Source organism: Streptomyces sp. NPDC037389 (genome assembly GCF_040636475.1).
In the GTDB taxonomy this organism is placed as follows: Bacteria; Actinomycetota; Actinomycetes; order Streptomycetales; family Streptomycetaceae; genus Streptomyces; species Streptomyces hesseae.
On record NZ_JBEZUS010000002.1, the window covers coordinates 308,882 to 333,014 of the forward strand.

23 protein-coding genes are annotated in these 24,133 nt (G+C 71.9%); 12 read left to right on the forward strand and 11 right to left on the reverse strand.

The window, feature by feature from the left end; all coding sequences use genetic code 11:
- The first annotated feature begins 161 nt into the window (after positions 1 to 161).
- The 10 genes from AB0E98_RS05015 (at position 162) to AB0E98_RS05060 (ending at position 10,673) form a co-directional block, all read left to right on the forward strand.
- The gene (locus tag AB0E98_RS05015; protein ID WP_361698686.1) at positions 162 to 1,208 is read left to right on the forward strand and encodes an AfsA-related hotdog domain-containing protein; all 1,047 of its coding nucleotides are present in this window, start codon (positions 162 to 164) and stop codon (positions 1,206 to 1,208) included.
- Entirely contained in the window at positions 1,205 to 2,242 is a 1,038-nt protein-coding gene (locus AB0E98_RS05020) for a ketoacyl-ACP synthase III family protein (protein WP_361698688.1), read from the forward strand. The genes AB0E98_RS05015 and AB0E98_RS05020 overlap by 4 nt, the downstream gene beginning before the upstream one ends.
- Positions 2,243 to 2,336: 94 nt before the next feature.
- Entirely contained in the window at positions 2,337 to 4,076 is a 1,740-nt protein-coding gene (locus tag AB0E98_RS05025) for an FAD-dependent monooxygenase (RefSeq protein WP_361698690.1), read from the forward strand.
- Entirely contained in the window at positions 4,073 to 5,125 is a 1,053-nt protein-coding gene (locus AB0E98_RS05030) for a beta-ketoacyl-ACP synthase III (protein ID WP_361698692.1), read from the forward strand. The genes AB0E98_RS05025 and AB0E98_RS05030 overlap by 4 nt, the downstream gene beginning before the upstream one ends.
- A 2-nt stretch (positions 5,126 to 5,127) precedes the next feature.
- Complete coding sequence (locus tag AB0E98_RS05035) at positions 5,128 to 5,385, forward strand: phosphopantetheine-binding protein (RefSeq protein WP_361698694.1); 258 nt, start codon at positions 5,128 to 5,130, stop codon at positions 5,383 to 5,385.
- Positions 5,382 to 6,617: a beta-ketoacyl-[acyl-carrier-protein] synthase family protein gene (locus AB0E98_RS05040; protein WP_361698696.1), complete on the forward strand. Its 1,236-nt coding sequence runs from the start codon at positions 5,382 to 5,384 to the stop codon at positions 6,615 to 6,617. Before AB0E98_RS05035 ends, AB0E98_RS05040 begins: the two co-directional genes overlap by 4 nt.
- Positions 6,618 to 6,689: 72 nt before the next feature.
- Complete coding sequence (locus tag AB0E98_RS05045) at positions 6,690 to 7,652, forward strand: aldo/keto reductase (protein WP_361698698.1); 963 nt, start codon at positions 6,690 to 6,692, stop codon at positions 7,650 to 7,652.
- A gap of 54 nt (positions 7,653 to 7,706) precedes the next feature.
- Entirely contained in the window at positions 7,707 to 9,356 is a 1,650-nt protein-coding gene (locus AB0E98_RS05050) for a 3-hydroxyacyl-CoA dehydrogenase NAD-binding domain-containing protein (protein WP_361698700.1), read from the forward strand.
- 97 nt (positions 9,357 to 9,453) lie between these two features.
- Entirely contained in the window at positions 9,454 to 9,966 is a 513-nt protein-coding gene (locus tag AB0E98_RS05055; protein WP_361698702.1) for a cupin domain-containing protein, read from the forward strand.
- The gene (locus AB0E98_RS05060; RefSeq protein WP_361698704.1) at positions 9,963 to 10,673 is read left to right on the forward strand and encodes an HAD-IB family hydrolase; all 711 of its coding nucleotides are present in this window, start codon (positions 9,963 to 9,965) and stop codon (positions 10,671 to 10,673) included. The genes AB0E98_RS05055 and AB0E98_RS05060 overlap by 4 nt, the downstream gene beginning before the upstream one ends.
- Positions 10,674 to 10,739: 66 nt before the next feature.
- On the opposite strand, the gene AB0E98_RS05065 is transcribed toward AB0E98_RS05060, so the two are convergent.
- A complete protein-coding gene (locus AB0E98_RS05065) occupies positions 10,740 to 11,540 on the reverse strand; it encodes an AfsR/SARP family transcriptional regulator (protein WP_361698706.1) in 801 nt (266 codons plus the stop codon).
- 489 nt (positions 11,541 to 12,029) lie between these two features.
- Here AB0E98_RS05065 and AB0E98_RS05070 point away from each other — a divergent pair, with 489 nt between their 5' ends.
- Complete coding sequence (locus tag AB0E98_RS05070; protein ID WP_361698708.1) at positions 12,030 to 13,031, forward strand: Lrp/AsnC family transcriptional regulator; 1,002 nt, start codon at positions 12,030 to 12,032, stop codon at positions 13,029 to 13,031.
- Positions 13,032 to 13,101: 70 nt separating this feature from the next.
- On the opposite strand, the gene AB0E98_RS05075 is transcribed toward AB0E98_RS05070, so the two are convergent.
- The 3 genes from AB0E98_RS05075 to AB0E98_RS05085 are packed head-to-tail and all read right to left on the reverse strand — an operon-like array spanning position 13,102 to position 15,999.
- On the reverse strand, positions 13,102 to 14,703 hold the full coding sequence (locus AB0E98_RS05075) for an MFS transporter (protein ID WP_361698710.1): 1,602 nt from the start codon (positions 14,701 to 14,703) through the stop codon (positions 13,102 to 13,104).
- A gap of 27 nt (positions 14,704 to 14,730) precedes the next feature.
- Positions 14,731 to 15,165, reverse strand: coding sequence for an SRPBCC domain-containing protein (locus AB0E98_RS05080; protein WP_361698712.1), 435 nt, complete (start codon positions 15,163 to 15,165; stop codon positions 14,731 to 14,733).
- 60 nt (positions 15,166 to 15,225) lie between these two features.
- Positions 15,226 to 15,999: a glucose 1-dehydrogenase gene (locus AB0E98_RS05085; RefSeq protein ID WP_361698714.1), complete on the reverse strand. Its 774-nt coding sequence runs from the start codon at positions 15,997 to 15,999 to the stop codon at positions 15,226 to 15,228.
- Between the two features lie 246 nt (positions 16,000 to 16,245).
- On the opposite strand from AB0E98_RS05085, the gene AB0E98_RS05090 reads away from it, so the two are divergent.
- Positions 16,246 to 17,127 (forward strand): helix-turn-helix transcriptional regulator, encoded by an 882-nt coding sequence (locus AB0E98_RS05090; RefSeq protein ID WP_361698716.1) that lies wholly within the window; start codon positions 16,246 to 16,248, stop codon positions 17,125 to 17,127.
- Between the two features lie 3 nt (positions 17,128 to 17,130).
- Here AB0E98_RS05090 and AB0E98_RS05095 read toward each other — a convergent pair whose 3' ends face one another.
- From AB0E98_RS05095 to pdxH, 7 genes are all read right to left on the reverse strand, one after another.
- The gene (locus tag AB0E98_RS05095) at positions 17,131 to 17,745 is read right to left on the reverse strand and encodes a LysE family translocator (protein ID WP_361698718.1); all 615 of its coding nucleotides are present in this window, start codon (positions 17,743 to 17,745) and stop codon (positions 17,131 to 17,133) included.
- Between the two features lie 47 nt (positions 17,746 to 17,792).
- Positions 17,793 to 18,614, reverse strand: coding sequence for an indole-3-glycerol phosphate synthase TrpC (trpC, locus tag AB0E98_RS05100; protein ID WP_361698720.1), 822 nt, complete (start codon positions 18,612 to 18,614; stop codon positions 17,793 to 17,795).
- 4 nt (positions 18,615 to 18,618) lie between these two features.
- On the reverse strand, positions 18,619 to 19,716 hold the full coding sequence (trpD, locus tag AB0E98_RS05105; RefSeq protein WP_361698722.1) for an anthranilate phosphoribosyltransferase: 1,098 nt from the start codon (positions 19,714 to 19,716) through the stop codon (positions 18,619 to 18,621).
- Positions 19,700 to 21,847 carry an FAD-dependent oxidoreductase gene (locus AB0E98_RS05110; protein ID WP_361698724.1) on the reverse strand — a complete coding sequence of 716 codons (2,148 nt, stop codon included), beginning with the start codon at positions 21,845 to 21,847 and terminating at the stop codon, positions 19,700 to 19,702. Before AB0E98_RS05110 ends, trpD begins: the two co-directional genes overlap by 17 nt.
- Before the next feature lie 130 nt (positions 21,848 to 21,977).
- Positions 21,978 to 22,676, reverse strand: coding sequence for a YggS family pyridoxal phosphate-dependent enzyme (locus AB0E98_RS05115; protein WP_361698726.1), 699 nt, complete (start codon positions 22,674 to 22,676; stop codon positions 21,978 to 21,980).
- Positions 22,673 to 23,407: a phenylalanine--tRNA ligase beta subunit-related protein gene (locus AB0E98_RS05120; RefSeq protein WP_361698728.1), complete on the reverse strand. Its 735-nt coding sequence runs from the start codon at positions 23,405 to 23,407 to the stop codon at positions 22,673 to 22,675. The genes AB0E98_RS05115 and AB0E98_RS05120 overlap by 4 nt, the downstream gene beginning before the upstream one ends.
- A gap of 112 nt (positions 23,408 to 23,519) precedes the next feature.
- On the reverse strand, positions 23,520 to 24,110 hold the full coding sequence (gene pdxH / locus AB0E98_RS05125) for a pyridoxamine 5'-phosphate oxidase (protein ID WP_361698730.1): 591 nt from the start codon (positions 24,108 to 24,110) through the stop codon (positions 23,520 to 23,522).
- Positions 24,111 to 24,133 lie beyond the last annotated feature (23 nt).

Sequence of the window (24,133 nt, forward strand, 5' to 3'; positions counted from 1 at the left end):
TGGTTCTCGCGCCGGGCTCGCGGCCCGGTTCCGCCGAACGCCTTGAGCGGGGCGTGTGCCGACGTCGGGAGACTCTCATTACGCGCACCACCGAGATGGCCAGAGAGGTGACCGGAGATTTGTACGCGGGAAACGCGATAGCGGAGGTTCTGGAGGTGTTCATGGAATCCAAGGTCCCTCGAAGCGGTCTGTCCGGAACGGAAACCCTCGAATTCAACCGGACCGTCGACCGGTCCTTGCTGCACCGCTGGGCCCTGTCCGAGGTGTTCCTGACGGACGCCCGCCGGGTGAGCGAGTCCGCGTATCTCGCGGCCGCTCAACTGCCGCCGTCGCACACCTATTACACGGAGGGGTGCTCCCGGCTCGGCGTGCCGGATCCGCTGCTCCTGCTGGAGTGCTGCCGGCAGGCGGAGACGTACGGGGGCCACGCGTTCTTCGGTGTGCCCCGGGACAGCAAGTTCCTGCTGCGTTCGTGGTCGATGTCCCTGCCGGGGCTGCTGACCGCGCCCGTCACCGACCGGCCGGGCGAGCTCGCGATACGGATGCGCACGAGCAACCGCCGCGGGGCGGCCGGTGATATCCGTCGGCTGACGTACGAGGCGGAGATGGAGCTCTCCCGGCACCGTCTGGGCACGGTGCGCATCGACGTCGGGTACATACCCGGCGAGGTGTACGCCATGGTGCGCGAGCGGGGCCGGGGCAGGCCGCTCACTCCGTTCACGGACCTCCCCCGGGCGGGTTCGCGGCTGGCGCCGTCCCTCGTGGGCCGCGTCAATCCGGCCAACGTGGTGCTCGGCGACGTGCGTACCGGCCCCGACGGGGCCTCCGCGTCGCTCCGGGTGCCCGTGGACAACCGCAGCATGTTCGACCACGCGCAGGACCACGTGCCGGGCATGGTGCTGATGGAGGCGGCCCGGCAACTGTGCCTGTTCACCGCCTCCGAGTCGCACGGCGCCTCGACGCCGCGCACCACGGTCGCCGGTTTCGACTTCTCCTTCACGCGCTACGCGGAGCTGGACTCCCCCACGACCGTGCACGTCCGCAGGACCGAGCCGTACGCCCATGTGGACGAGCTCGGCGCATCGCTGCCGGAACTGTGGACGTTCCATGTGGAGTTCGAGCAGGACGGCGCGGTCATCGCCACCGGACGGATGCACACGACGACGTCCCGCGCCTACGCGGCCGCCATGCAGGAGGTGATGGTGTGAGGGCACCCCGGGGAGTCCTCCTCACTCCTTCCGAATGGCTGCCGGCTACCACCGTCAAGGCGGTGGAGGCGCTCGCCGACGGCCTGGTCACCCAGGACGAGAGCGAAGCGATCGGCTATGACGAGCTTCCCGTGTCCGGGCAGCGGTCGGCCCCCGAGATGGCGGTGCTGGCCGGCCGGGAGGCGCTGGAGCGGGCCGGTGTGGCACCGGCGTCGGTGCGGGCCGTGCTGCACGCGTGGACGTACTACCAGGGGCACGACTTCTGGTCCCCGGCGCACTACGTGGCCGACCGGACCGGCGCGACCGGCAGTGTCCCCGTCGGCATCCAGCAGATGTGCAACGGCGGCGCGGCGGCCCTGGAGACCGCGCTGACCCGGCTGGTGGCGATGCCGGACCACGGCCCGGTGCTGGTGACGACGGGCGACCGGTTCTGCGGCCCCGGGTTCGACCGCTGGCGCGGTGACTACGGGGTCTGGTACGGGGACGGGGCGACGGCCGCGGTGCTGGAGCGCCGCGAGGGACCGGCGGGAGCCACGCTCGTCCTGGACGCCCTGGTCACCGAGGCCGCGCCGGATCTGGAGGTCGTCCACCGCGATGTGTCCCGTTTCCAGGAGGCGCCCCTGTCGGCCGGTACCACGGTCGATGTGCGGCGCACCAAGAAGGCGTTCCTGACGGGCACGGGCCGGGAGCCGTTCGTCGGCCGGCTGCGGGAGACGACGACCCGCGTGGTCGCGGCCGCGCTGGCCGAGGCGGGCCTCGGACCGGACGACCCGGCCCCGCGCGCGGTGCTGCTGCCCCGTCTCGGGCGGGCGACGGCGCGTGACATCTACGGGCCGGCGGTGGCGGCGGTCACCTCGGCCCCGGTCGTCGACCTGGGCGCGGGCACCGGTCATCTGGGCGCGGGCGACCTCTTCTCGAACCTCGCGGCGCTGGCCGGCGACGGCCCGTGGGGGCTGCGGTCCGGCGAGCACGCCGTCGTGCTCAGCGCGGGCGCCGGGTTCACCTGGAGCGGTGTCGTGGTGCACCGCCCCTGAGCCGTGCCCCAGCCCCCTCCTCAGCTTGGTCCCGGGTCCATTCGGCGATCCGGCAATAGAACGGCAATAGAACGGCAAACGGAAAGGCGTGATGATGACGATTCCCCTGCGTGAGCACTCCGGTGGGGAACGGCCGGTGCTGATCGTGGGCGGCGGGCCGGTGGGTCTGGTCCTCGCGTGCGAACTCCTCGGCCAGGGTGTGCCGGTGCGGGTCGTCGACGGCACCCCGCCGGGCTCCTCGCTGCACTCCCGCGCCATCGTGGTGTGGCCGCGCAGCCTGGAGTTGCTCGGCCGGATCGGGGCGGCGGAGCCGCTCGCCGAGGCGGGCAACCGGCTCGACGCGGTGACCTACTTCTCGCAGAAGCGGCCGCTCGGCTCGATCGAGATGAGCCGGCTCAAGGACACCCCCTACCCCTTCGGCCTGGTCATCCCCCAGCACCGCACGGAGGACGTGGTCCGCGACCGGCTGATCACGCTCGGCGGGAAGGTCGAGCAGGGCACGGTGACCGGGCTCGACAACTCCGGCCGGCGGCCCGTGGTCGACGTGGCGTGGACGGACGGCCGTACCGAGCAGATCGAGGCCGACTGGGTCATCGGCGCGGACGGCGCGCACAGTTCGGTGCGCCGCTTCGCCGGCATCGAGTTCCTCGGCAGCGGTGAGGACGTACTCTTCGCCATCGGCGACGGACCCATCGACGGCGATCTGCACGACAACGAGCTGCTCTACTGCTACACGCGGGGCGGGGCGCTCGGCTTCGCACCGTTCGGCGACGGCCGGTTCCGGCTGGCGGTGAGCGTGCCGGGCTGGACGGAGGATCACGCGCCGCCGCGCGAGCTGTTCCAGCGCGTGATGGACGAACGGGCCCCGCGCCCCGGCCTGATCGGGCCACTGGACTGGACGACGATCTTCCGGGCGCGGCGGCGGGTCGCCGAGACCCTGCGCGACGGCCGGGTCTTCCTCGCCGGCGACGCGGGCCACATCTTCAGCGCGGCGGGCGCCCAGGGCATGAACACCGGCATCCAGGACGCGGTGAACCTGGGCTGGAAGCTGGCGGGCGTCATCCGGGGCACCCTGGAGCCCGGAATCCTCGACACCTACGACTCCGAGCGCCGGCTGGCAGCCGAGCGGGTGGTCCTGACCACCGCCAAGCAGACCAGCTGGGGGCTGTTCCGGGGCCGCCGGGAGGTCGCCGTCCGGGACACCCTGGTGCGGGCCGCGCAGCGTACGGGAGTCCTCCAGCGGTTCGGTGCCCCGCTGATGGCGCAGCACGATGTCACCTACCGGCCCGCCGAGTCGCTGTGGCAGACGCTGCCGGGGCTCACCAGTGCCGTGCGGGCGGGCGACCGGCTTCCGGTCTTCAGCCGGCACGGCTCGGCCGGTGACGGCCCGGTGGCGGGCGGGGGCCGCTGGCCGTCCGTCGACGCCGCGGGCCCGACCGTCCTGCTGTGGGCCGGCGAGCGACAGAACGAGACGTGGGTCCGGCAGCGCGACGCGCTGATCGCGACCCTCCCGGCCGGCTTTCCGGCCCAGGACGTCTCGGCCTGGCCCGGCTTCGCCCCGCTGCTGGGCAAGGAGCCCCGGGCCGTGCTCGTCCGCCCGGACGGCCACATCGCGGCCCTGACCGGTCTGGACCCGGCGGAGCTGAGGATGGCCCTGCGGCGCGCCCGTGTGGTGCTCTCGGCCCTGCCGCGCACCGGGCGAGTGGGCACCGAGACCGTCACCGAGATGGGCGCGAGCGCGGCAGCGGGCGCCCCGGCACCGCAGGCGATACCCAGGAAGGCGGAGAAGACCGCGCCGGAAAAGCCCGAAACCCCGGAAAAGGCGGCGTCGTGAGCCGGGCCGCCGTGGTGTGCGGCCTCGGCGCCTGGGTGCCGCCGAGGGTCGTGCCCAATGACGTGCTGGCAGAGCAGCTCGACACCTCGGACGAGTGGATCCGCACCCGGACGGGCATCGAGCGACGGCATGTGATCGAGCCGGGCGACGCCACCTCCGACCTGGCGGTCGAGGCCGGGCGCAGGGCGCTGGCCTCGGCGGCCGCCCGGGACGGTGAGGAAGCCGACGGGATCGACCTGGTCGTGCTCGCCACCAGCACCCCCGACCACCCCTGCCCGGCCACGGCGCCCGTCGTGGCCGAGCGGCTGGGCCTGGGCGGCGTGGCGGCCTTCGACGTGGGCGCCGTGTGCACCGGCTTCGTCTACGCCCTCGCGGTCGCGGCCTCGATGCTGTCGGCCGGGACGGCGCGGCGCGCGCTGGTCATCGGCGCGGACACCTTCTCCACGATCCTGGACCCCGGGGACCGCACCACCCGCGCCATCTTCGGCGACGGGGCGGGCGCGGTGGTGCTGCGCACCGGGGACGCGGACGAGCCGGGGGCCCTGCTGGGCTTCGACCTCGGCAGCGACGGCGCGGGCTCCGGCATGATCACTGTGCGCGCCGGCGGCTCGCGGCAGCGCTCCACCGGGGAGCCGGCCCCCGAGGGCGACCAGTACTTCTCGATGGCCGGCCGCGCTGTCTTCACCGAGGCGGTGCTGAACATGAGCAAGTCCGCCCAGAACCTGACCGACCGGATCGGCTGGACCGGGGACGCCGCGGTCGACCGGGTGGTGGCCCATCAGGCCAATGTGCGCATCCTGCGCGCGGTCGGCGAGCAACTGGGCCTGGCCGACGAGCAGATCGTCGTCAATCTCGACAAGGTCGGCAACACCGTGGCGGGTTCCATCCCGCTCGCCCTCGCCGACGCGGTGGCCGCCGGGGACGTCCGGCCTGGCCACCGGGTGCTCCTCACCGGCTTCGGCGGCGGCCTGACCTGGGGATCGGCCGCTCTGTGCTGGCCGGATCTGGCCCTTGTCCCCGACCCCACGCCTACCCTTCGGAAGGAATAGTCATGACCACGGCAATAGCGACGCAGAAGATCAAGGACCGTGTGGTGTCCATCCTGAGCGAGAAGTTCGGCCTGCCGGAGGAGGAGATCCTCTCCGGCGCCGTCTTCGAGGAGCTCGACATCGACTCGCTGATCCTCGTCGAGCTCGGTCTCATCCTCCGCAAGGAGATGGGCGTCGTGCTCCAGGAGGGCGAGCTGAAGTCGTCCCACACGATCGACGACGCGGTGACCGTCATCGAGGCGAAGGGCCCGCGGGTGTGAGCGCCACCGCCAAGGACCGCACCGTGTCGATCACCGGCATGGGGCTGGTCACCCCCGCGGGCTCCGGTGTCGAGGACAACTGGCGGCGCGTCACCTCCGGAGTCTCCGCGGCCGCCACCGACCCCGCGCTCGACGGCGCCGAGGTCGACTTCTCCTGCCGCGTCCCGGACTTCGACGCCGACGCCCTGCTCGGCAGGCGCACGGCGTGGAAGCTGGACCGCTTCGTCCAGCTGGCGCTGGTGGCGGCGCGGCAGGCCGTCGCGGACTCCGGCCTGGACTCCGCCTCCTGGGACGGGGCACGGGTCGGCGTCGTCCTCGGCAACTCCCTGGGCGGCACCGCGACGTTCGAGAAGCAGCACCGCACGTTCTACGACGGCGCCCCCGAGGACGTGTCACCGCTGATGGTCCCGATGGGGATGGTCAACATGGTGGCCGGTTACGTCGCCATGGACCAGAAGGTCCTCGGCCCGAGCCTGGTGACCGCCACCGCGTGCGCCTCCGGCGCCGCCGCCGTCGGCATCGCCCGGGACTGGCTCGCCGCCGGTCTGTGCGACGTCGTCCTGGCCGGCGGCACCGAGTCGGCGCTCAGCCCGGCGACCCTGACCGGGCTCTCCCGGATGGGCGCGCTCTCAAGCCGCCGGGACGACCCGGGCGCGGCGTCGCGCCCGTTCGCCGCCGACCGGGACGGCTTCGTGGCCGGCGAGGGGTCCGCGGTGCTCGTCCTGGAGCGGGAGCGGGACGCGCGGGCCCGGGGCGCGCGGACGTACGCGCGGATCACCGGCTTCGGCGCCTCCTCGGACGCGTACCACGCCACCGCCCCCCATCCGGACGGCGCGGGGCTGGAGCGGGCGCTGCGCGCGGCGCTGGCCGACGCGGGGGTCGCCCCGGGCGACGTGGGCCACGTCAACGCCCATGGCACGTCGACGCCGATGAACGACCTGGTCGAGGCGCGGGCCCTGCGCCGGGTGCTCGGCACCCGCCCCGCGGTGACCTCCACCAAGGGCGTCACCGGCCACACACTGGCCGCCGCCGGGGCGATCGAGGTCGCCTACACCGCCCTGGCGCTGCGCCACGGCTCGGTGCCGCCCACGGCCAACGTGCGCGAACTCGACCCCGAGGTCGACGTCGACGTGGTCACCGGCGGCGCCCGGACGGTGGATCTGGACGTGGCGGTCAGCACCTCCCTCGGTTTCGGCGGGCACAACGCGGCACTCGTGCTCACCGCGGCCTGAGACCGGGGCGGGGCCCTCCCCGCCCCGCCCCGGGCCACTCCACCACCATCCGACGAACACATAGGAGAGCGCGTGCGCACACGTCAGTTGAGCGGTACAGGTCCCCTGGTCGGCGCCATCGGCCTCGGCTGCATGGGAATGAGCTGGGGGTACGCGGAGTCCCGGCGCGACGACGAGCTGTCCGTGGCGGTCGTCGAGCAGGCACTCGACTCGGGTGTCACGCTCATCGACACCGCGGACGTCTACGGCGACGGGCACAACGAGTCCCTGGTGGGCCGGGTGCTCGCGCGCCGCCGGGACGAGGCCGTCGTGGCCACCAAGGTGGGCATGGTCGCCACGGACCTGGCCACGCGCGCGATGCGCCGCGACGGTTCGCCCGCGCACATCCGGCGCTCCGCCGAGGCCAGCCTGCGGCGTCTGGGCACCGACGTCATCGACCTGTACTACCTCCACCGCGTGGACCCGGCCGTTCCCCTGGAGGAGTCCTGGGGGCAGCTGTCCGAGCTCGTGCGCGAGGGCAAGGTGCGCCGGCTCGGCCTGTCCGAGGTGACCGTCGAGGAGGCCGGACGGGCCCACCGCGTGCACCCCGTCTCCGCCGTCCAGTCCGAGCTGTCCCTGTGGACGCGGGACGCCCAGGCGCCGGGCACGGACGTCCTCGGATGGTGCGCCGCCCACGACGCCGCCTTCGTTCCCTTCGCCCCGCTCGGCCGGGGCTTCCTGACCGGCTCGTTCGAGCGGCCGGACTTCGAGGAGGGGGACTTCAGGGCGACCAACCCCCGTTTCGGCGACGCCGCGTTCGCCGCCAACCTCCGCATCGTGGAGACCGTCCGCTCCGTCGCCGCCCGGCACGGGGCGACCCCCGCCCAGGTGGCCATCGCCTGGACGCTCGCGCAGGGCGAGCACGTCGTCCCCATCCCCGGTACCAAGAACCCGCGCTACCTGGCCGACAACATCGGCGCCGCCGCGCTCCGGCTGAGCCCCGAGGACCTCGCGGAGCTGGACGCGGTGCCCGCGCCCGTCGGCGACCGGTACTGACCCCCGGCGGGCAGGCCGGTCGCCGGCCGGCCCGCCCCGGAAGGCAGGAACCCCATGACAGCGAGCACGACCGGCACCGCCGCGGTCGTCGGACTCGGCGCCGCGGGCGCCGGACTGGCCCGGCGGCTGGCCGCCGCCGGCATCCGCACCATCGGCGTGGAGCCGGACGCCGAAGCCGCCGCGCGCGCCCGGCGCACCGGGGTGGAGGTGACGGCGGACCTCTCCGCCGTGGCCGCCGCCGATGTGGTGCTGGAGGCCGTGCCCGAGCCCGGACCCGGCAAACGGGAGGTGCTCGCCGCGATCGCCGGCCACCGCCGGGCCGGCGCGCCCGTGGTGACCACGGCGCTCACCACGCCCGCGGCCGAACTGGCCGACGCGGCGGGCGGCGAGCTGCTCGCCCTGCGCTTCGCCCGCGCCGACCGGCTCGACGCGGCCGAGCTGGCCCGCGCCCCCCGCACCTCGGACGAGGCCGCGGCGACCGTCGCCGCGCTGCTGGACCGGGCCGGGGTGAGGACACACGCCGTGCCCGACGTGCCCGGTTCCCTCGCCCCGCGGCTGCTCTTCGGCTTCCTCAACCAGGCGGCGTGGATGCGCCACGACGGCTACGCGGACCAGGAGTCCCTCGACACGGCGGTACGACTTGGCTGCGGCTGGGCCGAGGGGCCGCTGGAGATCCTGGACGCCATCGGCCACCGCACGGCCGGGGACATCCTGCGCGGACTCCACCGGCGCCTGGGCGACCGCTTCGCACCGGCCCCGCTCGGCACGGAGACCGGCCCGGACACGGCGGGCTCGACGGCCCGCCCGCCGGCGGGCGGCGCCGGTGAACCGGCGGACTCCACCGGGACCGTCGCCGTCATCGGCTCCGGCACGATGGCCACCGGGATCGCCGAGGTGTTCCTGCGCGCCGGCTACCGCACCGTGCTCGTCGCCCGCACGGAACGCAAGGCCGCCGACGCCCGGGAAGCCGTCGAGTTCGGGCTGCTGCGGGCCGGCGCCGACGAGGAACGGCTCGCCGGGCACCTCGGCCGGTGGACCGGCACCACCGACCTCACGACGGTCGCCGACGCGGGCGTCGTGGTGGAGGCGGTCGTCGAGGACCTCGGCGTCAAGCGCGACCTCTTCGCCCGGCTCGGCACGCTGTGCGCCCCCGGCACCCTGCTGGCCACCACGACGTCCAGCCTTTCGGTGCGCGACTGCGCCGCCGCGTCCGGGCGCCCCGAGGACGTCCTGGGCCTCCACTTCTTCAATCCGGCGCCCGCCATGGAGCTGGTGGAGCTGGTCCGCGGCGAGCACACCGGAGAGGCCGCGGTCGCCCGGGCCCGCGCCGTCCTCGCCCGGCTGGGCAAGGCGGGCGTGGAGTGCGCCGACCGCCCCGGCTTCATCGTCAACGCTCTGCTGTTCCCCTGCCTCAACGACGCCCTGGCCGCGCTGCGGCACCCCTCGGTCACGCCCGCGCTGCTCGACTCCGTCATGAAGTCCGTCGGCGGTCAGCCCGTCGGCCCCACCCGGCTCCTGGACGTCGTCGGCGCCGACGTCGCCCTTGAGGTGCAGCGCCGCCTGTACGCGGACTCGGGCCGGCCCGAACTGGCCCCCGCCGAACTGCTGCGGGACCTCGTGGACCACGGGTTCCTCGGCCGTAAGACCTCCGGCCGGGGCGTGCGCGCCTTCCTGGCCGACGAGGCCCGGACCGCCGCTGTCTGACCGCCCTTTCGGGCCGTCCACGCCGTCCTTCCTCTCTCTCCTCAGCGAACTCCTCAGCGAAATCGCCCATCACTTGAACCACATCAAGGAGCACGCGATGTCCGTCATGCCCTTTTCCCGCGCCCACCGGCGCACGCTCGGCTACACCGCGATGGCCGCCGCACTGTGCCTGACGGCGGGCGGGGTGGCCAACGCCGCCGCGTCGGCCGGGCAGCCGGCCGGGCAGGCCACCCCCGGCCCGATCACCAGCGAGACCCTCTCCGAGGGCGATTCCGGCCTGCCGTTCAAGGTCGACGCCGACGGCCCCCGGCACCTGGTGTACCGCAAGGCCGTCGTCCCGCCGGGCGCCGCCACCGGCTGGCACTACCACGTCGGAGCGGAGATCGCCGTCATCAAGTCCGGGACGCTGACGCGTATCAACGGCGCCGACTGCACCGTCCGCGCCTTCAAGCCGGGCGACGCCCTCGTCGAGCCCACCGGACCCGACGAGGTGCACTACGGCGTCAACCGGGGCACCGAGCCGGTGGTGCTCTACATCACGGACGTCCTGCCGGCCGGCGCTCCCTTCTCCAAGCCCGCGGCCGACCCTGGCTGCCCCACCGCGCGGTGAGCGCCCCGATCGGGCGGACGGCCGCCACAGGCGCCGTCGACGCACCGGTGGGCGTCGCCTTCTTCGACGTGGACGAGACCCTGCTCACCTTCAAGAGCATGTTCCGCTTCCTCGCCCACCACTTCGCCGAGCGCGGTCTGCCACCGGACCGCGCCCGGCTCGCGGAGGAGGAGCTGCGCCTGCTGGCCGCCGAGGGCGTCCCCCGGGACGAGACCAATCGCGAGTACTACCGCAACTACGCGGGCCGTCCGGTGGCCGAGGTGATGACCCACGGCAGGGCGTGGTTCGCCGCGGAACTGGCGGCCGGCGGCGCGCTGCACGGCCCGGCGGTGGCGGCCCTGAACCGCCACCGGGAGGCGGGGGCGCTCACCGTCCTGGTCTCCGGCTCGTTCCCGCCCTGCCTGGAGCCGGTCCGTGCGCTCCTGGGTGCCGACCTGCTGCTGTGCAGCGAGCCGGAGACCGAGGCGGGCGTCTACACGGGCCGGCTGCCGACGCCCATGATCGGCCCGTACAAGGCGGCCGCGGCCCGCGAGCTGATGGCGCGCCGTGGCATCGCGCCGGAGCGGGCCGCCGCGTACGGCGACCACGCCTCCGACCTCGCCCTGCTGCGTGCCGTGGGCCATCCCGTGGCGGTGGGGGACGACGCCCGGCTGGGCGCCTACGTCCGGGAAGTGGGGGGCGGACGGCTCCCTGGCATCAGCGGCTGACCCGGCGGGTCCGCCGGGGAGGGAAAGCCCGCACGGCGCGCTCCCTCTCCCGGTGGGCCCGCCGCCTTACCGGGCCGCGCCCGACAACGCCAGGAACTGCTCGTCCGGTTCGTCCTGGAGCATCACATGGTGGAGGGTGTTGACGCTCGGGGAGGGGGAGATGCCGAGTGCCTCGCCCATCCGGCTGCGCAGCCGCTGGTAGACCTCCAGCGCGGCCGCCCTGCGGCCGGCCCCGTACAGCGCGCGCATCAGCTGCGCGTGGACGTTCTCGTGGTACGGGAACTCGGAGGCGAGCTCCGTGGCCTCCTCCACGGCCTCCTGCGACCTGCGCATCCGCAGCAGCGCCTCCACCAGCAGCTCCCGGGCGCCCAGGTGCAGTTCGCCCAGTCGCTCGGCGTACGGGGCGAGGATCCTGCCGAGGCGTACGTTGCCGAGGGGCTGTCCCCGCCAGCGGGAGAGCGCCATTCTCAGCAGCCGTTCGGCCTCCGCCGCGTCGCCCTGGGCGACGGCCTCACGGCCGCGCTGGACGAACAGGTCGAAGGCGGGCCTGTCCCACTCGTCGTCGGCGACGCGCAGCACATAGGTGTTGCCGTCCGTCATCAGCCGTTCCGCCGTGACCTGTTTGACCGTGGTGCCGCCGGCCTCGGCCATGGTGCGGCGGATGACCCCGACATAGGTCTGGAGGGCGGTCATGGCCGTGCGCGGCGGGCTGCCGTCCCAGATCTCGTCGATGAGCGTGGGCATGCTGACACGCTGCCCGGTGCGCAGCAGCAACAGGGCGAGGGCCTGTCTCTGCTTGGGGGCGGTCGGTGTGATGTCCCGTCCGTCGATGCATAGGGCCAGGTTTCCGAGGGTGCGAAATTCCATAGCGTCTTCCCGAGTGTGAGTCGTGGAACGGGCCCTGAGGGCTGGTCGCACGGATCAGGTGCCGGGCGTCCGTTCGTGAAGCCGGGAAACGGACGCGGAATCGGTCCGGGCGGCTTCCCGTCTGTCGAGACAGGGCGCGGCGTACGCACATGGCAGCGCCCACGGCGGGAGGGAAGGGCGGCCGACGTCATCGGCGGCCGCGGCCACGATTCGCCTGTCCGGCACGGACCCGGACAGCAAACCCTTGCGGTGTCGCGCCTCACCAGGCGGCGCGCATCGAAGCCCTGGCACGGTCTCCGTGCCCGGGACAGAGCGAGCGGACGCGTCACGGCCCGGCCGGGCCGTCGCAGGCGCGCACGCCACTCTCATCCCCCCGTTGACAGCGCGTGTCCAGAATTGCGTCGCCGTCTGTTGCCGATTTTCCCACTGACCGGTGAGTTCAGACAACAGACCTATGCGCTTCGTTAGCTACCTTGCAATGATCGAGCCATGGTGAAAGATTCCGACATTCTCGATGAAGACGACAGACGCGTGGTCGCGGCTCTCCAGATCAGTCCGCGGGCCGGACTGGGCGGAATCGGGCGGATCCTGGGAGAGCACGAGCGCACCGTCGCCCGGCGGGTCCACCGGCTCATCGCCTGGGGGGCAATCCAGCCGACGGCGGTCTACGACACCATGCGGTGCGGCCTGGGAAACGCTGTTCAACTGCGGCTCGAAACGGAGTGCGGGGCGCTGGAGGACGTGGCGCGGGCGCTGGTCCGGCGGGACGATCTGCGCCGGGTCGTCGCGGTCAGCGGGCGAAGCGACGTGCTGTGGTGCGAGATGATCGTGGCGCACCGGCCGGGCCTCCACACCCTGATAGCGGAGGGGTTTCCGGAAATCCCCCGGATCAGGAAGGTCGAGGTGCATACCACCCTCAAGACCTTCGTCACCGCGGCCGAGTGGCGCGTACCAGTACTGACGGCGGAGGAGGAGACGGCGCTGCGCAACTGCACGGTACGGCCCCTCCCCGATCCCGCGGACCGCTACGAGCTGACCGCCACGGACCGGCGCGTGGCGGAGGAGCTGATCCGGAACGCCCGGGTCAGCCTCACCGACCTGGGGCGGGAGCTGGGCTTCTCGGTGGCGACGGCGGGCCGGCGCGTCACGTCCCTGCTCGAACGGCGCATGCTCTATTTGCGTACGGAGGTCGAACCGGAGCTGCTGGGCAGACCCGTCCAGGCTCAAATGTGTCTCAAAGTGCACCCTGCGGCGCTGGAGACTGTCGGTGTCGCGCTGGCCTCCTCCCCCGAGGTGCGCTATTGCGCCGCCATCACCGGCGTCCAGAACCTGATCGTGGAGGTGTGCCTGGAGCACGAGGCGGACCTCTACCGCTTCCTGAGCGAGCGGCTGGGGAGCATTCCCAACATCACGGATGTCGCCACGGAGATCATCACCCATGCCTACAAGCGGGGATTCGTGGTCAAACCGGCCAGGAGGACGGAACGTTGAGGCGGCCGGAACGCGGAGGGGCGGGCGACCCGGTGGGATCGCCCGCCCTGTGCACCGCGGGGTGCGGCCCTTACGAGAGGGTGTCCGCGGTGACCTCGTTCTTCTTCGGCACGGCGGTCACCGGGCCGTCCACCGCCGCGGGCTGCCGCTCGGGCTCGCGGAGCATGACGTAGATGGCCACGGACAGCACCGCGCAGATCGCGGCGCTCGCCCACAGGACCACGTGCCAGGCGTCGGTGAAGCCGTCGGTGACGAAGTCGAAGAAGCCCGGCCGGACGTTCTCCGGGAGCTTCGACAACGGTCCGGTGAGGTCGCCCGAGTTGACGCTGTTGGCCAGCTCGACGGGCTCGCCGCGGTAGGCGGGGAACCGGTCCAGGCCGTCGTTCAGCCAGTTCTGCATCAGGTTGACCAGGGCCGAGCCGGCGGCCGCGATGACGACGGCCTCGCTGCCCAGGCGGAGGGTGTTGAGGAACCCGGCCGCCGTTCCGGTGGCCTCGGGCGGGACCACGTCCAGCGCCGCTCCGTCGACCAGGCCGAAGTTGAGCCCCAGCCCCACGCCGAGCGTGATCAGGGGTCCGGCCAGCGCTCCGGCGCCGACGCCGGGTTCGAGTACCAGGGCCAGCCACGCGACGCCGACCGTCAGGCACACCAGGCTCGCGGCGAACACGGCCCGGTTGCTCCAGCCCCACTTCACCAGTCGGCCGGCCAGCAGCGGGGTGATCAGGATGGGCAGGGTCATCAGCAGCATCATGGTGCCGGCCGCCTGGCTGCTCGACTTGTTGGCGACCAGCAGGTAGTTCGGCAGCAGGGGCAGCAGGATGACGAACGCGAACGTGACGACCACGGGGATCAGGCACAGCGCCATGAACCTGCCGTTGCGCAGCAGCTTCAGGTCGAACATGGGGTGCGGTACGCGCCGCTCCACCAGCGCGAAGAGCGCCATCAGCAGCACCGAGCCCACCAGCATGCCGAGCACTCCGGCGCTCGCCCAGCCCCACTGCGGGCCCTCGACCATGCCGAGCATCAGCAGGAAGAGACTGCCGACGAAGGTGACGGTGCCCGCCCAGTCCACCTTGGTCGCCGACTCGTTGCGCGACTCCCGCATGAACGGGATGGCGAACAGCACCAGCACCATGAGCACGGCGTGGGCCCCGTAGAAGGAGCGCCAGCCGAGCGTGTCGGCCAGCACGCCCGCCACCATGGCGCCCAGGGCGAGCCCGGCGCCCGTGGCGATGCCGACGGCGGCGAACGCCTTGGTGCGGACCGCGCCGTCGAAGGTGGTGGCCAGGATGGAGCTGCCGCTGGTCAGCAGGGCGGCGGCGCCGACACCTGCCGCGCCGCGCACCAGGTCGAGCAGGATGATGTCGCTCGCCACGGCGCTCACCAGCGAGGCGACCGTGAACACCACGGCGCCGGCCACGAACATCCGCCGCCGGCCGATCAGGTCGGCCAGGGAGCCGCAGGCCAGCATGAAGCTCGCGAAGGTCAGGTTGTACCCGTGCACCACCCACTGCAACGCGTCCAGCGACGCGTGGGTGTCCTGACCGATATGAGGGAGCGCCACCCCCGACCCGGTCACCGAGGTCGGCAGGATCAGCAGCGTCAACAGCACCGCGCACAAGGTGATCGCGGGACTCGTCCGGCGTGTGCGTCCGGTTAACAGGGCATCCACTTCGCGTGCTCCTTCGTCACTCGCGCATCAGCGCAGGGCTTCGGCTCGTACTTTCAGGGCGGCGTTCATCAGCAGGAAGCCCTCCTCGATGCGCCAGATCATGCCGCCGGCGAGAGGCATCGTGAGGCCGCCGAAGTCCTCCCGCTGACGCAGCCGCACACCGGAATCGGTCTCCTCCAGGAGGAACTCGTGCCGGGCCCGGAAGACGGTGGCGTGCCGGATGACACCGGACCACTGGAGGTGGCGGTTCTTCTCCACCACGGTGACCGTGGGGGTGTGGACCTCTTCCCTCGGCTTCTTGGGGCGCTGCATGCGCAGCCACAGCTGCTGACCGGCCTCGGCCTTGCCGCGGGCCTCCAGGATGAAGGGATTCCACTCGCCGTAGCGGTCGAAATCCACGATGACGTCCCACACCGTTTCCAGGGGAGCGTCGATATTGACGAACGTCTCGATGGAACGCATGTCCTGTCCTGACTCCTGTTCGAAGGGATCGCCGACGGGCCGCCGAGGCGGCGCGGGAACCTACGCGGGGATGGCGTTGACGACGCCGCCGTCGACCAGGAGGTCGACGCCGTTGACGAAGGCCGCCGCGTCGGAGGCCAGGAAGGCGACAGTCGAGGCGACCTCCTCCGGGGTGCCGACCCGCTTCTGCACCGACTGGGCGGCGCTGTCCTCGCGCGCCTCGGTGGTGGGGACGGACTCGCGGAACATGTCGGTGTCGATGTAGCCGGGGCTGACCGAGTTGACCCGGATGCGCCGGTCGGCGAGGTCGCTGGCCAGGGTCTTGGCGAGGTTGGCGACCGCGGCCTTGGTCGCCGCGTAGAGGGAGCCGATGGCGAGGCCCCGGTGGAGGGTCCAGGAGGCGTTGATGACGATGGACCCGCCGTCGCGGAGCAGCGGCAGGGAGCTCTGGATCGTGTAGAAGACGCCCTTGAAGTTGGCGTCGACGACGTAGTCGACGTCCTCCTCGGTGAACTCCTCGATCCGCTTGAAGACCCCGACGCCCGCGTTGGCGAACACCACGTCGAGGTGGCCGAACCGCTCACGGACCGCGTCCGTCAGCCGTGCGAGGTCGGCGGGCCTGGAGACGTCGGCGGCCACGGTCAGGAGGCGGTCTCCCCCGTCGAGCCGCTCGGCCGCGAGCTTGAGGCGGTCCTCGCTGCGCCCGGTGATGACGACCTCGGCGCCCTCGGCCAGGAGGAGCTGGGCGGTGGCGAACCCCATGCCGGTGGCACCGCCGGTGATCAGGGCGACCTTGCCGTCGAAGCGTGCCGCACCCGCAATGTTTAGCGTCATGAAATACCCGAATCGATCGATGGGTGATGAAATAAGTGGAGATAAAAACGACGGCCGGAAGTGCTCCGGCATATCGCCCGGCATCGCGCGGAGGCGCCGGCTGCCCGCCGGCGCCTCCGCCGCCACCCCTTGTGGGAAGCCACCCCGGGGGTTGGGCGGCTTTCCGCGCGGGGCGGGTGGTTGATCACGCCCACCATCGTGCGCGGTATTGCCCGGACATGAGTAGAGCCAACTTATGGTGGTGTCATGACCACCACCCACACGACAGCAGCCGACCGGACGGAGCAGGCGCCTCAGCGGCGGGAGGAGCTGCGGGCGTTCCTGCGTTCGCGCCGTGCCAGGGTGCGGCCGGAGGACGTCGGTCTTCCGGGGCGCGGACTGCGGCGTACGCCCGGTCTGCGCCGCGAGGAGGTCGCCACCCTCGCCGGTATAGGAGTCTCCTGGTACACCTGGCTGGAACAGGGGCGGACGATCAACGTATCGGACTCAGTAGTCGAGTCGATCGGTCGTGTGCTGCGCCTGGACCACGCCGAGCGGGCCTATCTCTATCAGCTGGTCGGGCTCAAGCCGCCGGAGGAGAAGATCCTCGAGAACTCCGCGCTCATGCACGAGCTGGAGCGGCTGGTGGACGCCTGGTCCCCTTATCCCGCCTATGTTCTCGACCGTTGGTGGAATTTCGTCATCATCAACGAGTCGGCACAGGCGGTTTTCGGACTGCGGGGATACGGGCAGAACTGCCTGATCTCCTTCTTCACGGACGCAAAGTACCGGTCTTTCTTTGCGAACTGGGACACATTGGCGCCGCAGGTCGTGGCCGATTTCCGGGGGTCGGCCGCGGCCTATCCCGATGACGGGCGGTTCACCGCCATCGCGGGCGAGCTCAACGCCCGGAGCCCGGAGTTCGCGAAACTGTGGGACCAGCACGACGTGCGCAAGGAGTCGAACGGTACGAAGGCCGTGCTCCATCCGGTACTCGGCGAGATGACCTTCGACCATCTGGTGCTCCACCCGTCGAGCCGGCACGACCTACGGGTGACCGTGCACCTGCCCCGGGAGGGCTTCGAGGCGAGGCGCCGGCTGGAGCGGCTGCTGGAGTCCCAGCCGGCGAGCTCTCTCAGATGTTTGTGAACCTCAGATGTTCGTGAACGCCAGCTTCGCGCCCAGGGCCACGAACGCCCCGGCGAAGGTGCGGCGCATCCAGGTCATGACCTGCGGCCGGGAGATCACATGGTCGCGGACCGAGGCCGCGAGCAGCCCATAGCCCACGAAGATGACGAAGGTCATCAGCATGAAGACCGCGCTCAGCTCGATCATGCGCGGCACCGGGTGCGCCTCGTCCGTGCTGACGAACTGCGGGAGGAAGGCCAGGAAGAAGATGGTCAGCTTGGGGTTGAGGATGTTGAGCAGGATGCCCGTCCAGATCACCCGCACCACGGACGGCGGCTCACCCGCCTGCTCCTCCACACTCAGGGTGCCCCGGTCGCGCCAGGTGTTCCAGGCGACGTAGAGCAGATAGGCGACGCCCAGGAACTTGAAGGTCTGGAAGGCCAGGGCGCTGGTGTGCATCAGGGCGGCCAGACCCATGATGGTGGCCGCCATGTGGGGAACGATGCCCAGGGTGCATCCGAACGCGGCGACGATGCTCGGGCGGAAGCCGCGCGAGAGGCCGGTGGCCAGCGTGTAGAGAACGCCGGTGCCGGGTGAGGCGGTCACGATTAAGGACGTGACCAGGAATTCGATGCCCACGGGCCATACTCCTCTTGCTGCTGTATGTATCGGGTGACGATACGTTTCTACTCGATCTCCGGGCCACCGTGCGGGAATTGACGGGCCAGGAGGGCCCGCGTCGCCGCCTCGATGTCGGGGTTGCGCATCAGGCTCTCGCCCACCAGGAACGCCGAGATGCCCACCCGTGCGAGCCGGGCCAGGTCGGCGGGGGTGGACAGACCGCTCTCCCCCACGATCACCCGGTCCTTGGGCACCTTCGGAGCCAGCCGTTCGCTGGTGGCGAGCGTCGTCTCGAAGGTGTGGTGGTCGCGGTTGTTGATGCCGAGGAGGCGGGAGCGAAGGCGCGAGGCGCGTTCGAGCTCCGCCTCGTCGTGCACCTCGACCAGGACGTCCATGCCGAGGTCGAAGGCGGTGTCCTCCAGGTCCTTCGCCGCCGCGTCGTCGACCGCGGCCATGATGATCAGGATGCAGTCGGCACCCCACGCGCGCGCCTGGACGACCTGGTACGGGTCGTACATGAAGTCCTTGCGGAGGGCCGGGAGTTCCGTCGCCTCGCGGGCCGCGACGAGGTGCTCCGGGCCGCCCTGGAAGGACGGGGTGTCGGTCAGCACCGACAGACAGGCCGCGCCCCCGGCCTCGAAGGCGCGGGCGATGAGCGGCGGGTCGAAGTCGGCGCGGATGAGGCCCTTGGACGGGCTCGCCTTCTTGATCTCGGCGAGCAGGGCGTACTCGCCCCGGGCCGCGCGGCGTTCGACGGCCGTCAGGAAGCCGCGCGGGGCCGGTGCGGCGGCCGCCTCGCGTTCCAGCGACGTGAGGGGGCGGTCGCGCTTCGCGGCAGCGATCTCCTCACGCTTGGCCGCTTCGATCCTGGAGAGGAAGCCGGGCATCCGTTTACGCTCCTTCGCTTCGGTGGGATTCGCTTCGGTGGGAATCACTTCGGCGGGAATCGTGCCGGTTGGATTCCGCTATCAGTCGTTCCAGCCTGCGGTGCGCTTCCCCGCCGTCGATCGACTCCGTGGCGAGCTCCATGCCGTCCTTCAGGTCCTTCGCCCGGCCGCCGACCACGAGTGCCGCCGCGGCGTTGAACGCCGCGATGTCGCGGTACGGCCCCTTCTCCCCCGTAAGGACGCCGCGCAGCGCCTCCGCGTTGGCTCGCGCGTCGCCGCCTTTGAGTAATTCGGGCGCCACACGCGGCAGTCCGACGTCTTCGGGGCTCACCCGGAAGACACGCACCGTGCCGTTCTCCAGCGAGGCGATGGTGGTGGGCCCGGTGGTGGTGATCTCGTCGAGGCCGTCCGATCCGTGGACGACGAAGGCGCGCTCCGAGCCGAGTTCGCCCAGCACCCGGGCCAGCGGCTCGACCCATTCCTCGGCGAACACGCCGACCATCTGGCGCCGTACGCCCGCCGGGTTGGTCAGCGGCCCCATGAGGTTGAAGACGGTGCGCGTGCCGAGCTCGACACGGGTGGGGTGGACGTGCCCCGTCGCGGGGTGGTGGTCGGGGGCGAACATGAAGCCGATCCCGGCCCCGGCGATACAGCGCCCCACGTCCTCGGGCCGCAGATCGATCCGTACGCCCAGTGCCCGCAGGACGTCCGCCGCGCCGCTGCGCGACGACAGCGCCCGGTTGCCCTGCTTGGCCACCGGCACACCCGCTCCCGCGACGATGAGCGCCGCGCAGGTGGAGATGTTGTACGAACCGGAGGAGTCACCGCCCGTGCCGAGCAGGTCCATCGCCCCGGGCGGCGCCTGCACCCCGCGCATCCTCGCCCGCATGGCGATCACCCCGCCGGTGATCTCCTCCACGGTCTCGCCGCGCATCCGCATCGCCATCAGCAGCCCGCCCATCTGGGAGGGCGTCGCCCGGCCGGCCATCATCAGGTCGAAGGCGCGGGCCGATTCGTCGCGGGTGAGGGTGGCGCCGGTCGCCACCTTGCGGACCAGGTCCTTGAACTCCTCGAACCGGGCGTCGTCAGAGCTGCCGTCCATGTCCCTGCCTCTTCTCCCGTGCCCACACACCGCCGCTGCTCACCGGCAGCGGCTGGTCCCAGTCGAGCTCGACGTTCTCCCGCCGGTACGGCGTCTCATCGGTGATCGCGGTGTCCAGGGTGCGGGCGAACAGATGGCCGCTGTGGACGGCCGCCGCGATGATCCCCGGGCCCAGGCAGTCGCCCAGCCGGACGACGCGCCGGATGCCCGCCGCGCCCAGGGCGTCCTCGCCGTACGCGCGCAGCCCGGTGTACAGCTCGTCGCGCGGCACCATGCCGGTGACCAGGACGAGCGCGTCGGCGGCGACCTCCGTCTCCCGGCCCGTGTACACACACGCCAGCCGGGCGGCACCGGGCTCGGCCCGCAGGAGCGCCGTCGATGTGTGGACGGCGGCGCACTTCTCCATCACCCGCCGCTGGACGCGCTTCTGCTCCGCCGTGAACTGTGTGAACGACGACACCACGCTGTCGGGCGTGACGAACGTGACCTCGCAGCCGTGCTCGGCGAGACGTTCGGCGATCACTCCGCCCATGTAGTAGTGGTCGTCGTCGAAGACGACGACCCGGCCGGACGGCAGCCGGCCGGCCATGATGTCGTCCGGGGTGAGGACGGGGGTCTCCGCCGGTACCTCCATGGGGAAGCTGTGATAGCGGCCCACGCCGTCCGCCCGCCACGCGGCGCCGGTGGCGACGGCGACGAGCGAGCACTCGGCCTCCAGGGCCATCCCGGCGGTGATCTCATTGTCCGGCAGCAGCTGGACGTTGGGCATGCGGCGCAGCTGGGTGAGCCGCCAGTCGCGCACCCGTGCCCACTCCCCCAGCCCCGGCAGCCGGCTCTCCAGGGTGACGCGGCCGCCGAGTTCGCGGTTGCGGTCGGCGAGCATGACGTCGTAGCCGCGCTGGCCCAGGGCGCGGGCGGCCTCCAGGCCGGCGGGGCCGGCGCCGACGACGAGGACGGTGTCGTCGGTGTCCTTGGGCGGGATGTACTCGGGGTGCCAGCCGCGCCGCCACTCCTCGCCCATGGTGGGGTTCTGGGTGCAGCGCATCGGCACGCTCGCCTTGTCGCCGGCGACGCAGATGTTGCAGCCGATGCATTCGCGGATGTCGTCGAAGCGGCCTTCCTCGATCTTCCTCGGCAGGAAGGGGTCGGCGATGGAGGGGCGGGCCGCGCCGATGAGGTCGAGCGTGCCGCCCTTGACCATGGAGACCATGGTGTCGGGCGAGGTGAACCGGCCGACGCCGACGACCGGTTTGCTGGTGACGCTCTTTACGAACTTGACGTAGTTCTCCTGGAAGCCCTCGTCGCTGAACCGGGAGGTCTGGCCGTCGTTGTCGAAGTTGCTGAGGTTGACGTCCCAGAGGTCGGGGAGCTCGGCGAGCATCTCGACGACGTCGCGCCCCTCGTCCTCGGCGCCGATGCCGCGCGGTCCCATCAGCTCGTCGACGCCGAAGCGGACGGCGACGGCGCAGGTGTCGCCGACGGCCTCCTTGGCGTCCTCGATGAGCTCGCGCAGCAGCCGGGCGCGGTTCTCCAGGCTGCCGCCGTATTCGTCGGTGCGGTGGTTGTGGCGGCGGGAGAGGAAGTGGACGGGCAGCGTCATGTCGTGGCCCGCGTAGATGTAGACGATGTCGAAGCCCGCGCGCTTGGCGTTGAGCGCGGCCGTGCGGTGCCAGCGGCGGACGGCGCGGATGTCGTCCTTGTCCATGGCCCGGGCGGTGATGGGGAGGTTGCCCCGGGTGGCCTTCAGGCTCGGGGCGATGGGTATCGTCCGGCTCTCCAGGTTGCCTACGTGGAAGCCGTTGTGGGCGAGTTCGACGCCGGCGAGGGCGCCGTGCCGGTGGATCTCGTCGGTGGCCCGGGTGAGGTAGGGCAGGTCCTTCTCGTCCCAGATCCTGATCTCCCGCTGGTGGTTGCCGGAGTGGTGGACGTCGCACTGTTCGGTGACGACGACGCCCCAGCCCCCCTCGGCCTTGACGCCGCGCATCGCGGCCATCGAGCTGGGGAAGGCCCGGCCCATGCCGTTGCAGTGGGGCACCTGGTAGAAGCGGTTCTTCGCGGTGACCGGGCCGATCCGTACGGGTTCGAAGAGGATGTCGTAGCGGGCGGGGCGGCGGGGTGTGCGGTTCTCCATGCGAACGGTTCTCCAGGGGCCGGAGTTTGCCGTGGACCCGGTGTTCGTCGTGGACGGATCCTCGGACGGAAGAAGGGCATGCACGGGCGGCGGCCCGGTCAGGGGTCCTGACCGGGCCGCCCGGTGCGTCTCAGGCCGTGCCGGAAGGATTCAGCGGCGGCCGGGAGCCGAAGATCGCGCTGCCCACGCGCACATGCGTGGCGCCGTACTCGACGGCCGTCGCGAAGTCCGTGCTCATGCCCATGGAGAGCTGTTCCAGACCGTTGCGGGCTGCGATCTTCGCCAGCATGGAGAAGTGCGGCTCCGGCGGCTCCCCGGCCGGCGGGATGCACATCAGCCCCACGACGTCCAGGCCGTGGGTCTCCCGGCAGTCCGTCAGGAAGGCGTCCGCGTCGTCCGGCAGCACACCGGCCTTCTGCGGCTCCTTGCCCGTGTTGACCTGGACGAACAGCCGAGGCCTGCGCTCCTGGCGGACGCACTCGCGCGCCAGCGCCGCGCTCAGGCTGGGCCGGTCGACGGAGTGGATGACGTCGAACAGCGCCACCGCCTCTCGGGCCTTGTTGCTCTGGAGCGGCCCTATCAGGTGGAGTTCGAGGTCCGGACATCGGCCGCGGAGCTCCGGCCATTTGGCCTTGGCCTCCTGGACCCGGTTCTCGCCGAAGACCAGGTGGCCGGCCTCGATGGTCCGCTCCAGGGTCTCCACGGGCACGGTCTTGGACGCGGCGACGAGCGTCACCGAGCCGGGCTCGCGGCCCGCTCGCGCGCAGGCCTCGGCGACGGCCCGCCGTACGTCGTCGAGACCGGTGGTGGGGTCGGGTATCGGATTCATGCTGTCTCCTCATCTCGTCGCGCGTACGAGAACTCCAGCCGGCGATCCGTGGCGTCGATCCTCCGGGACGCCGCGATCCGCACCCCGGCCTCCGGCAGCCCGGCCGTCAGCTCCCGCTCCAGCGCCGCGAGGTCCTCGGCGGCCGTGGGGTGCAGCGCCTCCGCAACGATGAGCGCGCGGTCCGTCTCCTTGGAGACGACGGACAGGGCGCTCTGGCGGAAGGTCCAGCGCCGGGAGTGGGCGTGGCCCGCCGCGTCCGTGAAGACGATCTCCTCGGGGGCGGGGTGCTCGGTCTCGCCCTGGAAGGTCCGGTGGACCTCCGAGCCGTCGGCGTGGCGGACCGTGATGCCGTCCGTGACCTTGTCGCAGTCGAAGACGGCGATGGGGATGGCGAAGGCCATGGAGACGACGTTGAGGTAGTCGACCAGCGGGTGGAAGCCCGGCAGATTCCGCTCCTTGCGATAGCGCCGGAGCAGCGCCTCCGAGGCACACCGGTACTGGGTCGGCTTGAGCCCCATCTTGGAGAACACCTCGCGCCAGGCGGCGATCTCCGGCATCGCGGACTCGCTCGCCGCGTCCAGTCGCTCCTCGACGCGCGCGGTGAGCGCCTCCCGGCGCTCCCGGCCGCTCTCGTGGCCGCTCGTCGTCCCGAGGACGCCGTCGACGGCCAGGGTGACCGCGCGCAGGCGCGGGTGGGCGTTCCAGACCGGATCGGCATGCGTGAAGTACATGGTTCTGTCCCTGCTCGCTGTACGGATGGACCGGTGGCACCGGAGGGCGGCGCCGGCCGGTGGTCGCCGTCCGGGGACGGCGCCGCCGGCCGGCGCCCACGGGTGGTGCCCGCTACGGGTAGAACCGCTTCCGGTCCCACTCGCCCTCCGGCTTCTCCCTCGTGAATATCAGCCGGTCGTGCAGCCGGAACGGTTTTTCGGTCCAGAACTCCACATAGACCGGCCGGACCCGGTAGCCGAGCCAGTGCGGCGGACGCGGCACCTCGCCCTCGCCGAAGCGGGCGGTCTCGCGGGCCACGGCCGCCTCCAGCTCGGTACGGTCGGCCAGCGGCTGGGACTGGAGGCTGGCCCAGGCGCCGATGCGGCTGTCCCGGGCGCGGGACGCGAAGTAGGCGTCGGCCTCGGCGTCGGTGACCTGCTCGACCGGGCCCCGGAAGCGCACCTGGCGGCGCAGGGACTTCCAGTGCAGGGCGCCGGCGGCCCGCATGTTGCCGGCGAGCTCCTTGCCCTTCTGCGACCTGCTGTTGGTGTAGAAGACGAACCCGTCGGCGTCGAACCCCTTGAGCAGCACGATACGGACGTCGGGCAGTCCGTCGGTGTCGGTGGTGGCGATCGACATGGCGTTGGGGTCGTTCACTTCGCCGGCTTCGGCGTCCCGGAACCATTCACGGAACAGTTCGATGGGGGCGTTCACTTCGTGCACGGAACTCACTCCTCGAATCACTC